The organism is Vicinamibacterales bacterium, from assembly GCA_035699745.1.
Taxonomy (GTDB): Bacteria; Acidobacteriota; Vicinamibacteria; order Vicinamibacterales; family 2-12-FULL-66-21; genus JAICSD01.
On record DASSPH010000046.1, the window covers coordinates 61,215 to 75,005 of the forward strand.

Here is a 13,791-nt window from a genome sequence, read left to right on the forward strand (position 1 = left end):
GGATCCGCGACGCGCCGCCGGCGGCCAACGGCCGGGCTGGCCGCATGCGCGGGGGTATGGGAGACTTTTACGCACCCATGGACGGCGCGCGTAGCAAGCGTGAACGCGTGCTCCTCGACGTGACCCGGCGCTGTCTGGTCTGCGACTTCGAGGAGCGCGTGACCGAGCCCGAAGAGACCGACGTGCTCGGCCCCTTGTGCAGCCGCTGCCACGCGCCCAGCGAGCGCATCGGCGTCCTCGCCCGCCGCGTCGAATCCATCGCCCGCAACCCGCACGCCGCCGCCCTCGGCCGTCTTGGCGGCCTGCGCGGCGGCCTCGCCCGCGCCGCCGCCCTCAGTCCGCGCCGCCGCCGCGAAATCGCCCGCGCCGCCGCCCGCGCCCGCTGGCGCAAATAACCGGCAACCGGCAACCGGCAACTGGCAACCGGCAGCTTCCAGCTGCAGCTACGTGTGCTGGCAGCGCGGACACCAATATGTCAGCCGCGCATGCGGACCCTGGGCACCAACGGCGATCGGCGTCCCGCACTTCCGGCAGGGCTTGCCCGCACGGCCGTACACATACAGGCGTTCCGCCGGATCCGCCCGGCCCGTCGTCCGCCGATAGCCGCGGTAGGTCACGATCGCCGCCGCCGGATCGATCACGTTGGCCTGCAGGTGCTTGCGTGCCGTCGTCAGGATCGCCGTCAGCCGCTCGTCATCCAGCTCCGCGACCGGCGTGAGCGGGTCGACTCCGCACAGGAACAGCACCTCGGACTTGTAGACGTTCCCCGCGCCGGCGACGATGCGCTGGTTGAGGAGCGCGTCGGCGATGGCGAGCGCGGGACGTTCGCGGAAGCGGCGCAGTGCGTCGGCCGTGTCGAACGCGCCGCCGAGCAGGTCCGGGCCCATCTGCCGCAGATCGTCCTGGCGCGCCAGCGCGCGCGCGTCCAGGAATTCCGCGACCGGAACGTTGAACCCCACCGCTTCGAATGCCGACGTCGCCACGACGATGCGCATGTCGCGGCGCGGCCGGCGCCAGCGTTCGCCCGGACGATAGATGTGCCAGCTGCCGTTCATCCGCATGTGGGTGCGGAGGACCAGGTCCCCCGTGAAGCGCATCAGCACGTGCTTGCCTGCGGCCGCGACCCCTTCGACGCGGCGGCCGGTGATTGGCGCATCGTCGTGAACGCGCGTGAGCGCGGGGAGGACGGACTCGAACCGGACGACTTCGTGGCCCGCGAGCGCGCGGTGCAGCGTGCGCGCGGCGCGGAATATCGTGTCCCCTTCAGGCACTGGCCGCCCGCCGCATCTGGAATCCCATCGCCGACGGGTTGAATCCGGCCTCGATGAGGTACGGGGCGAGGGGATGGTGTGCCGGCGGCTGACCGTTGATCTCTGCGACCAGCAGCCCGCCACGCTGCTCGTCGCGAGCGAGCTGCGCCAGCGCGCGCGCGAGGGCACGAGCGACCGCTGATCGCGCCGGTTCGTCCTCCGGCAGATACACGGTGAGTTGCCGTCCGCCGCGCGGAATGTAGGCCGCGAGCCCGCCGTTCACGAGAATCACGAGTGCGCCGACGGTACGCGTGGGGCCACGTCCCGCGTCCGCGTCGGAGCCGGACCATTTCAGCGTCGTCCCGTATGGATTGCCCGGATCGGTCGCGGCGAGGACGATCGTCTCCGGTTCGTCCGGCAGGTCGCGCAGCGTGCGGAGCAGTTCCAGCGCCGGAGGCAGGGCGAATTGCGTTGCGCCGACGCCGACGAAGTATCCGCGCCGCACCCGGCCGGCGTCTTCGAGCGCCTTGAGCACGTCGTAGACCGCCCCGAAGCCGCCGGAGATGCCCTCCGCGGCCGCGACTTCCCGCGTGACCACGCCGTATCGCGCGAGCAGTTGCTGCGCCATCGCGGCGGACCACTGCGTATCGCTCGGCGGCGCCGGCACACGCTCGGCGAGGAGCGACCAGCGGCCTTCCGCCGACGGCGGCGCGACCCGCCGGCTCCTGAACGGGCGTCCCGGCTGCGCTCCTTTCTGGCGGCGCGGGCGCCGCGACGAGGGGGCGCGCGTGAACGCGCGCAGCGCGTGGAACGTGTCGTTGGTCAGCACGCCTTTCCAGACGAGATCCCACAGCGCGTCGACCGCGTCCCCCGGATATCCGCCGCCGGCGGCGTCGTGGAGCGCGGCGAAGAAGGATGCGCCGTGTCCCTGCAGGTGAGACACCATCGCTTCTTCGCGTTCCGACAGCTCCGCCGGCGCACCCGGACGCCAGAGACGGCTGATGTGATCCGTGAGGTAGAGCGCGACCCGGCCGTCGCGATCGCCGACGGGCTCGACGCCGCGCCACACGACCTCGCCGGCCGCGGCCAGCGCATCGAGGTCGGAGGGCGAGTAGCCTTCGATCCGCGCCGAGAGTATCTCGCCTTCGAGAATGGACGCCGGCAGCGGGGCCCCCTGCAGGTTCTCGATCACGTCGAGCAGCGCGTCGAGGCCGGCGCGGCGGCGCGCCAGCCCTTGCCAATGGGTGACGAGCCGCGCCAGCACCGGCGGCTCGACCGGTTCGACTTCCTTGCGCAGCCGTGCGAGCGAACGGCGGCGGATCGTCTGCAGGACGTCGGCGTCGCACCACTCGCGTCCGGATCCGCCGGGCCGGAATTCCCCGTCGAGCAGGCGGCCCGCGGCGGCGAGGGTCTTCAGCAGCGCCTCGGCGGTGGATCGGCCGAGCGCATACCGCGAGGCGAACTCCGCCGTCGTGAACGGTCCGTGGGTGCGTGCGTAGCGCCGCGCGAGCTCCAGCGCCGCGTCGTGCGAGGGGGCCAGCAGCGATTCGGGAAGGCCGACCGGCAGCGGCACGCCGAGTGCGTCGCGATAGCGCGCCGCATACTCGACCGGGATGAATCGCGGCGCTCCGCCAATCGAGATCTGCAGGATGCGCCGCTCGCGCGCGAGCGCGTCGAGTGCGTCATCGATCGGAATGGAGCTGCGCGCGGCGGCTTCGTCCCTGGTGAGATCGCCGAGGTGCAGCAGCAGGTCGTGCACGCCGTCCGCCGAACGGGCGCGATAGCGCTCGTCCAGCTGCTGCAGTTGCGCTTCGGCATCCGCCACCGCGTCCGCGTCGAGCAGCTGACGCAGCTCCGCCTCGCCGAGCAGCTCGCGCAGCTGCGCCTGGTCGATCGACAACGCCTGCGCGCGCCGCTCCGCCAGGGGCGCGTCGCCGTCATAGATGTAGTTGGCGACGTATCCGAAGAGCAGCGCGGACGCGAACGGCGAGGGAATGGCCGAATCGACGGTGACCGCGCGGATCTCGCGTCCCTCGATCCGCCGCAAGGTGTCGACCAGCGCGGGGATGTCGAACACGTCGCGCAGCAGCTCGCGATAGGCCTCGAGAATGATCGGGAACGATCCGAACTTCGCCGCGACGGCCAGCAGATCCGCCGCCCGTTTGCGCTGCTGCCAGAGCGGCGTGCGTCCGCCGGGACGGCGCCGCGGCAGCAGCAGCGCGCGCGCCGCTGCCTCGCGGAACTTCGCCGCGAACAGCGCGGTACCGCCGAGCTGCCGGACGACCAGCGCTTCCGCCTCGTCGGCAGCCGGCACCAGCAGCGCCGGATCCGGCGGCGTGTCCGTTTCGGGAAAGCGGACGACGAACCCGTCGTCGGTCCACATCGTCTCGGCGTCGACGCCGATCTCGTTCTTCACCCGCTCGACCACCGCCATCGCCCACGGCGCGTGGATGCGGCCGCCGAACGGGGAGAGCAGGCAGATGCGCCAGTCGCCGAGCTCGTCGCGAGTCCGCTCGATCACGATCGTCCGATCGTCGGGGACTGCGCCGGTCGCGGCGGCCTGGTCGGCGAGATAGCGCACCAGGTTCTCGGCGGCGCGCGCATCCAGATCGTGCTCTCTCGTCAGCCGCGTGATGGCGGCGGCGGGCGGCGTCTGTCGAAGGCTGCGGACGAGTTCGCCGATGTGGCGGCCCAGCTCCAGCGGCCGGCCGGCGGCGTCGGCCTTCCAGAACGGCATCTTCCCCGGCTCGCCGGGCGCCGGCGACACGAGGACCTTGTCGTGCGTGATCTCCTCGATTCGCCACGATGACGCGCCGAGCAGGAACGTCTCGCCGACGCGGCTCTCGAACACCATCTCCTCGTCCAGCTCGCCGACGCGAGCCTGGGGTCCGCGTTCGCCGGCGAGGAACACGCCATAGAGGCCGCGATCCGGGATCGTGCCGCCGTTGACGACAGCGACGCGCTTCGCGCCTTCACGCGCCGAGACCTCGTTCTTCAAGCGGTCCCATGTGAGCCGCGGCCGCAAGTCGGCGAAGTCGTCGGAGGGATAGCGTCCCGAGAGCATGTCGAGCAGGCCGTCGAAGATGGCGCGGCTCAACTCGGCGAATGGCGCCGCGCCGCGGACGGCGTCGAACAGGGCGTCGACGTTCCATCGCTCCATGGCGACCATGGCGACCATCTGCTGCGCCAGCACGTCGAGCGGGTTGCGCGGGTAGCGGCTCGCTTCGATCTGCGCCTCGTGCATCGCCCGCGTCACCGCGGCGCAGGCAACGAGATCGCCGCGGTACTTCGGCACGATGACGCCGCGGCTGGGCTGATCGATGGTGTGCCCGGAACGGCCGATGCGCTGCATGCCGCTCGCCACGGACGGCGGCGCCTCGATCTGGATCACCAGATCGATCGCGCCCATGTCGATGCCGAGCTCCAGCGACGATGTGGCGACGAGGCCGCGGATCTGTCCGGCCTTGAGCCGATCCTCGATCTCGATCCGCTGCGGGCGGGCCAGCGACCCGTGATGGGCGCGGACCAGCGGCTCGCCGGCGAGATCGTTGAGCGCCGAGGCCAGCCGCTCGGCGATGCGGCGGCTGTTGACGAAGATCAGCGTCGAGCGGTGCGCCTGCACCAGCTCCAGCAGCCGCGGGTGGATGGCGGTCCAGATCGACGAGCGCACCGGCCCCTGCGACGCCGGCCCGCTGGGAATCTCCTCGGCCTGGCCGATCTTCGCCATGTCCTCGACCGGCACTTCAATCTGGAGCTGCAGTTTCTTTTTCTGCGACGTGTCGACGATGGTGACGTCGCGATATCTGGGCGCTGCGCGGTCGGCGGTGAATTCATCGTGCAGCGCCTCTTCGGCGTCCGAGGGGCCAGACCCGGGTCTGACCCCTTTTGTCACCTCCCGAGGACGAAAGGGGTCAGACCCGGGTCTGGCCCCTTTCGACGGGCGCGGCCGGGAGCCGCCCAGATAGCGGGCGACTTCGTCCAGCGGACGCTGCGTCGCCGAGAGGCCGATGCGCTGCGGCGGCGTTCCGGTGAGCGCCGCCAGTCGTTCCAGCGACAGCGCCAGATGCGCGCCGCGCTTGGTCGGCACCAGGGCGTGGATCTCGTCGACGATGACCGTCTCGATCCGGCGGAGCGCGTCGCGCGCGTTGGACGTGAGCAGCAGGTAGAGCGATTCCGGCGTCGTGATCAGGATGTCGGCCGGCTCGCGCTGAAAGCGCGCGCGCTCGGCGGCCGGCGTGTCGCCGGTACGGACCGCCACACTCGGAACACGGAACCGATCGCCGCGCGCGGCGGCGCGATTGGCGATGCCGGCGATCGGCGCGCGGAGATTGCGCTCGACGTCGACGGCGAGCGCCTTCAGCGGAGAGATGTAGAGGACGCGCGCGGACGGCCGGGCGCCGTCGCCGCCGCGCGACGGTGGAAACATCACCTGGTTGATTGCCCAGAGAAACGCGGTCAGCGTCTTGCCGCTGCCGGTCGGCGCGAGGATCAGCGTGGACTCGCCGCGCGCGATCGCCGGCCAGCCGCCGCTCTGCGGCGGCGTCGGCGCGGCGAATGCGCCGCGGAACCACTCCGCGACCGCCGGATGGAAGAGGTGTAATACGTCCCCTCGCCTGGCCACGTTTACCATTCTCCCCGAGATTTTCGTCCGCCATGTCGTTTCGCCGCCGAACGTCTTTCCGTCTTCCGTCCGCCGTCCGCCGTCTTGTATTCTTGACGGATGGGAGACTCGGGAGAAGGCCTGGTCGACGCGGAGGCGCGGATCCAGGAACGGATGGAGGAGCGGGAGGCAGAGCGGCGGCGCGGCGCCGGTCAGGGCACGGTGGCGGATCCGGACAAGGTGAGAGAGAAGGAATCGTTGAAGCTCGCGCGCGCCGAGCTGCTGCGGCAGGCGAGCGCGACCACGCACCCGGTCCGGAAGAAGCAGATCGACGCGGCCATCGCCGAGATCGACAAGCGGCTGAAGACCTAGCGGGCGGCGCCGAGTCCGTCGCGCACCTCGCGCGCGAAGGCCTGCGCCGATGACGGCCGGGCGTCGGGGTCCATCGACAAGGCGCGCATCACCGCGTCGTCCACCGGCGGCGTAATCGCGGCATCGCGATCGCGCAGCCGCCGGGCGCCGCGCGCCTGTGCGAGGACGACGTCGGTCAGCGAGCCGCGGCCGAACGGCAGATCGCCGGTCAGCATCTCGTAGGCGATCACGCCGAGGGCGAAGATGTCGGTCCGCGGCCCGGGCTTCGCCGCGCGCAGCTGCTCCGGCGCCATGTAGGCGGGCGTGCCGATGATCGTGCCGGCCATCGTCAGCGTCGACTGCAGGTCGGCGCGCTCCTCGTCGATGCGATGGGTCGGCTCCTCGACGAGCTTGGCGACGCCGAAGTCGAGCACCTTCGCCTCCACGCTGCCGCCCGGCAGCAGGATGTTCTCGGGTTTCAGGTCGCGGTGCAGCACCCCTTCCTGGTGCGCCGCTTCGATCGCGCCGCAGACGGCGGTGAGGATCCGCTCCGCGCGCGCCGGCTCGAGCCGTCCTTCGCGCTGCAGGACCCGGCGCAGGTCTTCGCCGCGGATCAATTCCATGACCAGGTACGCGCCGCCGCTGTCCAGCGTGCCGAAATCGAAGATCGAGACGATGCCGGGGTGCTGCAGCCGCGCCACCAGCTGCGCCTCGCGCCGGAATCGGCGGCGGGCCTCGTTGTCGTCGAGCAGCTCCGGGCGCACCACCTTCACCGCCACCTGACGATCCAGGCGGACGTCGCGCGAGCGGTAGACCGCGCCCATGCCGCCGCGGCCGAGCAGCTGATCGATGCGGTACTTGTTGTCGATGACCCGCGGCGTCGCGCCGGGGCGCAATGCCGCGCCGTCGCCGGGGCAGATCGTCACGCCGTGATCCTCGCAGCGTCCGCACCGCGGGCACTCCGCCATCGGCGGCGTCAGCATCCGCGTCATCTCCGCCGTGGTCGTCGGCGCCTCTTCCGCGACACGGCGGCGCAGGCGGGCGACGTCCAGGCCGAGGCCGACCTGCGCCGCGATGCTCGCCAGCAGCTCGCGATCTTCCTTCGAATACGCCTCCTCCGACCGCTTGCCCCCGAGCACGAGGACGGCAACCAGCGCGCGTTCCTGCCCGAGCACCGGCACCAGCAGCGCGGCGCCGGTCCGCTCGAGCCAGGCGATTTCCGCCGCGGGCAGCCGGCGCGCCGGCGATCGCGGATCGTCGAGGAAGATCTCCAGCGGGTCGTCGGACCAGCGCAGCATCGTCACCAGGCCGCCGTCGAGCGCGAGCGGCTCGAGCTCGCGGCCCGTCGCCGTCACCGGAACCATCTCCCCCTCGCTGATGCCGCTGGCCAGCATGCCCGTGACTTCGGGATGCAGCGCCTGATCGATCTGCTGCACGACGAGCGACGCGAGATCGCGCGGATCCGTCTCGAACCGCACGCGGCTGGCGAGCGACAGCAGGATCTTGCGGGCGTCGTATTCCTCCCGGAAGAACCGCTCGTCCAGCCACTGGCGCGCGCGCTCGCGGTAGCGCGCCAGCGCCACGGTCGCGACGAACAGAATCAGGTAGACGATGGAGCCGCTGCTGAGAATCTGAACCAGGTTCTTGCGCAGCAGCACGTAGACGAGCGCCGCCGCAGGCAGCAGCGTGATCACCGCAAGGGCCCGGTTCGCCAGCGCGTACTGCAGGCTGCGGCGGATCACGAGCGCCGGGCCGAGCACGCGGGCGACGCCGACCGCGTACGGCAGCCCGAACGCCGGAAGCAGCACGAGAAACTGCAGCAACGCCACCACCGGCCACGGAAACACCGGCATCCTCATCCCCGCCAGCATCGCGACGATCGGCACACCGTCCTTGATGGCGTAGCCGACGACGCCGGGAACGGCGGTGTAGACCGCCATCCTGATGCGCCGCCGCTCGTTGCCGTCGTGGTTGAAGTTGTAGCGGTGGACCCCTTCGAGGAGCGCGAACACGTTGAAGCCGAGCGCCAGCGCAAAGGACGCGAAATAGACGCCGGGGTGCGCGGCGTCCCACAGCGCCGCGGCGTGCATCCGATCCACGCCGACGAGATAGAGCGCCGTCGCCGCCGCCATCAGCAGCATCGGCGCCGCGGCGAGGAACGGGATCGCGTACAGCCAGCGCCGCCGCGCCAGCATGGGCGACGGCGAAGGGAAGTGCATGATCGCCAGCGCGATGATGGGAAAGGCGAACGGGCTGGCGAGCCACGAGAACACGGTGAGCACGTCGCCGAGGCCGAGCGGCCAGCCGTATTCGACCCCCTGCAGCGATCCGCCGCCCGCCACGCCGCTGAGCGCAAGCGCGAGCACGCACAGCTGCGCCGTCAGATCGTGGTGGCGCAGCACGAAGAGGGCCAGCGCCCCGACCGTGAAGACGAGCACCTGAACGACCATGCCGAAGTGGGTTCGCGCCCAGCCGCCGGGGTCGTCCTTCCACACGGACGCGGCGGGAGGCCCCGCGCGATAGGCGTCGCGCCACGCCTGCAGATCGGCCGGGTTGTCGGGAGAGATGAGCGGCGGCCGCGCGAGGTTGGGCGCGGCGCCGGCCGGCAGGTGAGGCCTGACGAAGCCCACCTGCAGGACCGCGTAGACGACGGTTAGAAGGAGAAGACTACCGACAACGCTCGCGCGGCGGACGTCGGACATCGGACCTGCGCATTCTATGCATGCGCAGCCGTCCGCGCGAGAATCTCCTTCAGCTCGTCGGCGTCGAGCGCCTCGACGTCCAGCAGCGCTTCGGCGATGCCCTTGACCGCCTCACGATTGCGATTGAGCAGGTCGAGGGCGCGGTCGTAGCCCTGGTTCAGGATCTTCTCGATCTCTTCGTCCACCCGGCGGGCCAGCGCCTCGCTCATCGCGAAGTTCTTGTCGCCGTCGAAGCTGTTGCCCGCCTTGCGGAAGGCGCGCATCCCGAGCGCCGACATGCCCCATTCGCACACCATGTGCTGGGCGATGTCGGTGGCGCGCTCGATGTCGTTCGAGGCGCCGCTGGTCATGTGCTTCATGAACAGCTCTTCGGCGGCGCGGCCGCCCATCAGGACGGCAATCTGCGTCTCGAGATACCCCTTGGTGTAGGTGTGGCGATCCGCCTCCGGCAGCTGCATCGTCACGCCCATCGCGCGCCCGCGCGGGATGATGGTCACCTTGTGGAGCGGATCGGCCATCGGCAGGAGCGCCGCGATGACGGCGTGCCCGGCCTCGTGATAGGCGCAGTTCACGCGGTCCATCTCGCTGAGCGCGACGGAGCGCCGCTCGACGCCCATGAGCACCTTGTCGCGGGCGCTCTCCATGTCCTTGTCCGAGACCTTGTCGCGCCCTTCGCGTCCGGCCGCCAGCGCCGCCTCGTTGACCAGATTCGCCAGGTCCGCCCCCGAGAAGCCGGGGGTGCCGCGCGCGATCGACCGCAGGTTCACGTCGTCGCTCATCGCGATCTTGCGGCTGTGGACCCCGAGAATGGCTTCGCGGCCGCGGAGATCCGGGTTGCCGACGGTCACCTGGCGATCGAAGCGGCCCGGCCGCAGGAGCGCCGGGTCGAGGATGTCCTGGCGGTTGGTCGCGGCGATCACGACGATGCCGCTGGCCGGCTCGAAGCCGTCCATCTCGACGAGCAGCTGGTTCAGCGTCTGCTCGCGCTCCTCGTGGCTGAGCGAGCTGCCGCCGCGGCTGCGGCCGACGGCGTCGAGCTCGTCGATGAAGATGATGCAGGCGCTGTGGCGCCGGGCGTCCTTGAACAGCCGGCGAACGCGGGCGGCACCGACGCCGGCGTACATCTCGACGAAATCGGAGCCGCTCGCGAACATGAACGGCACGCCCGCCTCGCCGGCGATGGAGCGGGCGAGCAGCGTCTTGCCGGTCCCCGGCGGCCCCACGAGGAGGACGCCTTTGGGGATCCGGCCGCCGAGCGCGGAGAACCGCGACGGGTGGCGCAGGAAGTCGACGATCTCTTTCACCTCGTCCTTGGCTTCGTCGACGCCGGCGACGTCCCGGAAGGTCACCACCTGACCGGTGCGGTCGGCGAGCCTGGCCTTGCCTGGCGTGTGGATGCGGCCCGAGGTGGTGCGGTAGACGGTGAAGCCGAGGAGCGCGAGGAAGAACCCGGCAATGGCGACCGACCCGGCGGTCACGGCGCCGGGCGAGGGGACCTGCTGGAACTGGATGCGGATGCCGCGGCGCGCCAGGGTGGTGATGTAGGCCGAATCCGCGGCCAGGAAGCTCGGCGGCGGCACCGTCACGGCGTGGGTTCCGTCGTTCAGCACGAGCGCGATCGCGCCGTCGACCGACCGCACTTCCTTGACCTCACCCTGGTCGACTTTCTGCAGAAACTCGGAGAACGCGAGTTCGGGCGGCGACGGCCGGGTCGCGGCGTAGGCCCCGAGCCCGATCAGCGCGGCGAGGACGACAGCGATGGCGGCGAACAGCCGTGGACGCCGGAACAAGGGTGACAGCACAAACGGTCCATTTCCTCGAAGGGCCGCCCCTGCATCCGGCGCTCGCGCCGGATCCGGAAAGGCAGACCTCCCGCCTGTTCTCAGGCGGCAGCTTTAATTGGAAAAAAGGACACTCCGCTGGGGATTGGAATGTGTTGAGATTCTACACGATGGTCCACGATGCCGCCAAGCAGCCCGGCCGTATCCCCCCGAGCGCAGCGGACCGCCGCCGCGCCTGGCGCGTCCACGCCTACACCGGAACGGGCGCGATTCTGGCCTTCGTGGCCGGATGGGGCATCATCCACGGGTACGACCGGCTCGCCCTTGGAGCGCTGTTCGCCGCCACGATCGTCGATTCCACCGACGGCCTGCTGGCGCGGCGGGCGCGGGTCAAGGACGTGCTCCCGGACATCGACGGCGGGCGGATCGACGACATTGTCGACTACATGACGTTCGTGCTGCTGCCGCTGCTCCTGCTCGAGGCCGCCGGCGGACTCTATTTTGCGACGCTGTTCCCGGTGGTGTCCGTGGTGCTGCTGAGCAGCCTGTATGGGTTCGTCGCCCCTGACGCGAAGACGGAGGATCATTTCTTCACCGGCTTCCCGTCCTACTGGAACATCGTGGTGCTCTATCTGCTGCTCTTCAGGGTGCCGCCGGCGGCCAATGCGGTGATTCTGCTCGTCCTGTCGGCGCTCGTGTTCGTGCGGATCGGCTGGGTCTACCCGTCGCGGACGGCGTCGCTGCAGCGCACGACGATCGCGCTCGGCGCGGTCTGGACGCTGCTGATTGCCGGCATCATCGTGCTGTGGCCGTCCCCGCCGCGCTGGATGGCGATCGGCTCGCTCGCGTTTCCCGTCTACTACGTCGTGCTCTCGCTCGTGCTCCACTCGCGGCGCGCGCCGGTGGCGCGCCGGTGACCCGCCCGGTGCGCCACCGGATCTTCGCCGGCCTCTACGTCTGCCTGGTGGCAGTCACCGCGGTCACGGTGATCTGGTCGATGCGCCAGGGGTGGGCGGTGTACAAGCTGCGCCGCGGGGTCGGCGACACCTGGTTCTACGCCGCGGACGGCCGGGCGTGGTTCCGGATGGACGAGCAGCGCCGCGACGTGGCGCTGGCGCAGATCGCCCCGGAGCTGCGCAACGCGGTGATTGCCGTCGAGGATCACCGGTTCTTCAGTCACATCGGCATCGATCCGATCGGCCTGGGCCGCGCGGTGTATCGCGACCTGCGCTACCAGAGGCTGGAGGGGGGCAGCACGCTGACGCAGCAGCTGGCGCGCACGCTGTTCCTGTCGAACAAGAAGACGCCGCTGCGCAAGGCGCAGGAGGCGGTGCTGGCGCTGCTGCTCGAGCAGGAGCTGTCGAAGGATCAGATCCTCGAGCTCTATCTCAATCGCATCTATCTGAGCGGCGGCGTCTACGGCGTCGAGACGATGTCGCGGAACCTGTACGGAAAGCCGGCGAGCGCGCTCACGCTTCCCGAGGCGGCGCTGATTGCCGGCTTGATTCGCGCCCCCTCGGCCCTCTCCCCGTGGAGCAACCTCGATGGGGCGCTCGACCGCAGCCGCGTCGTGCTGCAGCGGATGCGCGAGGAAGGGTTCATCACCGCGGCGCAGGAGCGGGCGGCGGCGCAGGTGCGGCCGCGGATCCGCCCGTATCCGGGCGCGACCGAGGCGCAGTTCGGCTACGCCAAGGAGTTCCTGCGGCAGCAGTTCCGCGACCGGTTCGGCGGCGATCATCCGCCCGACTGGCAGGTGCGGACGACCTTCGTGCCGGAGCTGCAGGAAGCCGCGGAGCGTGCCGTGGAGAACGGGCTGCGGCGGTTCGGCAATCAGGAGCTGCAGGCGGCGCTCGTCGCCATCGATCCCGCGACCGGCGACGTGCTCGCGCTGGTCGGCGGACGCGACTTCCGGCAGTCGCAGTTCAACCGCGCGTGGCGCAGCCGCCGGCAGCCGGGATCCGCGTTCAAGCCGTTCCTGTTCGCGGCGGCGCTCGCCCGCGGCTACTCGCCGGTGAGCGTGCTGGACGGGCTGATGTCGATCGAGCCGCAGGGCCCCGAGGAATGGGCGCCGCGCAATTCCAACGACGTCGCCGCCGAAGCGCTGACGCTGCGTGCGGCGCTGATCGAGTCGAACAACCGCGCCGCGGCGCTGCTGCAGCAGCGCATCGGCGCCCGTCCGGTCCTGCGGCTCGCCTCGGACGTCGGGCTGCGCGACCTGCCCGACGTTCCCTCGCTGTCGCTCGGCACCGGGCTGGTCACGCCCCTGGATCTGACCGCCGCCTTCGCCGTTTTCCCCAATGGCGGCAGCGCCGTCCGTCCGCGCGCGTTGACGCGGGTCGTCGACGCCGACGGCGGGGTCGCGTTCGACAATCCGGCGCGGCAGGACCGGGTGATTTCACCGGAAATCGCGTTCCAGATGGTGTCCATGCTGGAAGACGTCGTGAATCGGGGTACCGGCTCGCCGGCGCGCTCCGCCTACGGCGTGCGCTTTCCCGCCGGCGGCAAGACCGGCACCACCGACGACTTCAAGGACGCGTGGTTCGTCGGCTTCACCACGTCGACGGTGGTCGGCGTGTGGGTGGGCGAGGACCAGCCGGACACGATCGGCCGCGAAGGCTACGGCGCGCGGTACGCGCTTCCGATCTGGAGCGACTTCATCAAGGCGGCGGCCCGCAAGCGCGGCGCGCGCGAGTTCTCCATCCCCTCGAACCTGCACGACGAGCTGCTCTGCGCCGAGTCGTACCTGAAGCCGGTCGAAGGCTGCCCGACCTACACCGAGTACTTCAAGGAAGGGGATGAGATCCCGTCACGCCTGTGCCCGATCCACAAGGGATCCGTCAAGCAGCAGATCAAGCGCGCGGTGCAGGGACTCTTTTCTGGTCTCGGGCGGAAGCTGAAGGGAATCTTCAAGTAGCTAGCGCTGAATTCTCGCCGACCCGCCGCTGGCGAAGGCGCGGACCTGATCGAGCGTCGCCATGGTCGTGTCCCCGGGGAACGTGGTGAGCAGCGCGCCGTGCGCCCATCCCAGACGCACCGCCTGCTCCGCGGGTTCGCCGCTCATCAATCCGTAGAAGAAGCCGGAGGCGAAGCCGTCCCCGCCGCCGACG

Annotated in this window: 9 protein-coding genes; 4 read left to right on the top strand and 5 right to left on the bottom strand. The window is 70.6% G+C overall.

Going from position 1 to position 13,791, the window contains the following annotated elements:
• Nucleotides 1–77 precede the first annotated feature (77 nt).
• Entirely contained in the window at nucleotides 78–395 is a 318-nt protein-coding gene (locus VFK57_09815; protein ID HET7695991.1) for a hypothetical protein, read from the top strand.
• A gap of 48 nt (nucleotides 396–443) precedes the next feature.
• Here VFK57_09815 and VFK57_09820 read toward each other — a convergent pair whose 3' ends face one another.
• On the bottom strand, nucleotides 444–1,271 hold the full coding sequence (locus VFK57_09820) for a DNA-formamidopyrimidine glycosylase family protein (protein ID HET7695992.1): 828 nt from the start codon (nucleotides 1,269–1,271) through the stop codon (nucleotides 444–446).
• Nucleotides 1,264–5,871 (bottom strand): DEAD/DEAH box helicase, encoded by a 4,608-nt coding sequence (locus VFK57_09825; protein HET7695993.1) that lies wholly within the window; start codon nucleotides 5,869–5,871, stop codon nucleotides 1,264–1,266. Before VFK57_09825 ends, VFK57_09820 begins: the two co-directional genes overlap by 8 nt.
• A 99-nt stretch (nucleotides 5,872–5,970) precedes the next feature.
• Between VFK57_09825 and VFK57_09830 the strand changes: the two genes are divergently transcribed.
• The gene (locus VFK57_09830; GenBank protein HET7695994.1) at nucleotides 5,971–6,222 is read left to right on the top strand and encodes a hypothetical protein; all 252 of its coding nucleotides are present in this window, start codon (nucleotides 5,971–5,973) and stop codon (nucleotides 6,220–6,222) included.
• Here the strand turns inward: VFK57_09830 and VFK57_09835 are convergent.
• Entirely contained in the window at nucleotides 6,219–8,903 is a 2,685-nt protein-coding gene (locus VFK57_09835) for a protein kinase (protein HET7695995.1), read from the bottom strand. The two genes, VFK57_09830 and VFK57_09835, sit on opposite strands and share 4 nt — an antisense overlap.
• 14 nt (nucleotides 8,904–8,917) lie before the next feature.
• Entirely contained in the window at nucleotides 8,918–10,705 is a 1,788-nt protein-coding gene (gene ftsH / locus VFK57_09840) for an ATP-dependent zinc metalloprotease FtsH (protein ID HET7695996.1), read from the bottom strand.
• A 131-nt stretch (nucleotides 10,706–10,836) separates the two neighbouring features.
• Between ftsH and VFK57_09845 the strand changes: the two genes are divergently transcribed.
• Nucleotides 10,837–11,601: a hypothetical protein gene (locus tag VFK57_09845; GenBank protein ID HET7695997.1), complete on the top strand. Its 765-nt coding sequence runs from the start codon at nucleotides 10,837–10,839 to the stop codon at nucleotides 11,599–11,601.
• On the top strand, nucleotides 11,598–13,598 hold the full coding sequence (locus tag VFK57_09850; protein HET7695998.1) for a PBP1A family penicillin-binding protein: 2,001 nt from the start codon (nucleotides 11,598–11,600) through the stop codon (nucleotides 13,596–13,598). The genes VFK57_09845 and VFK57_09850 overlap by 4 nt, the downstream gene beginning before the upstream one ends.
• Here the strand turns inward: VFK57_09850 and VFK57_09855 are convergent.
• A partial coding sequence (locus VFK57_09855; GenBank protein HET7695999.1) for a PfkB family carbohydrate kinase occupies nucleotides 13,599–13,791 on the bottom strand: 193 nt, incomplete at its 5' end.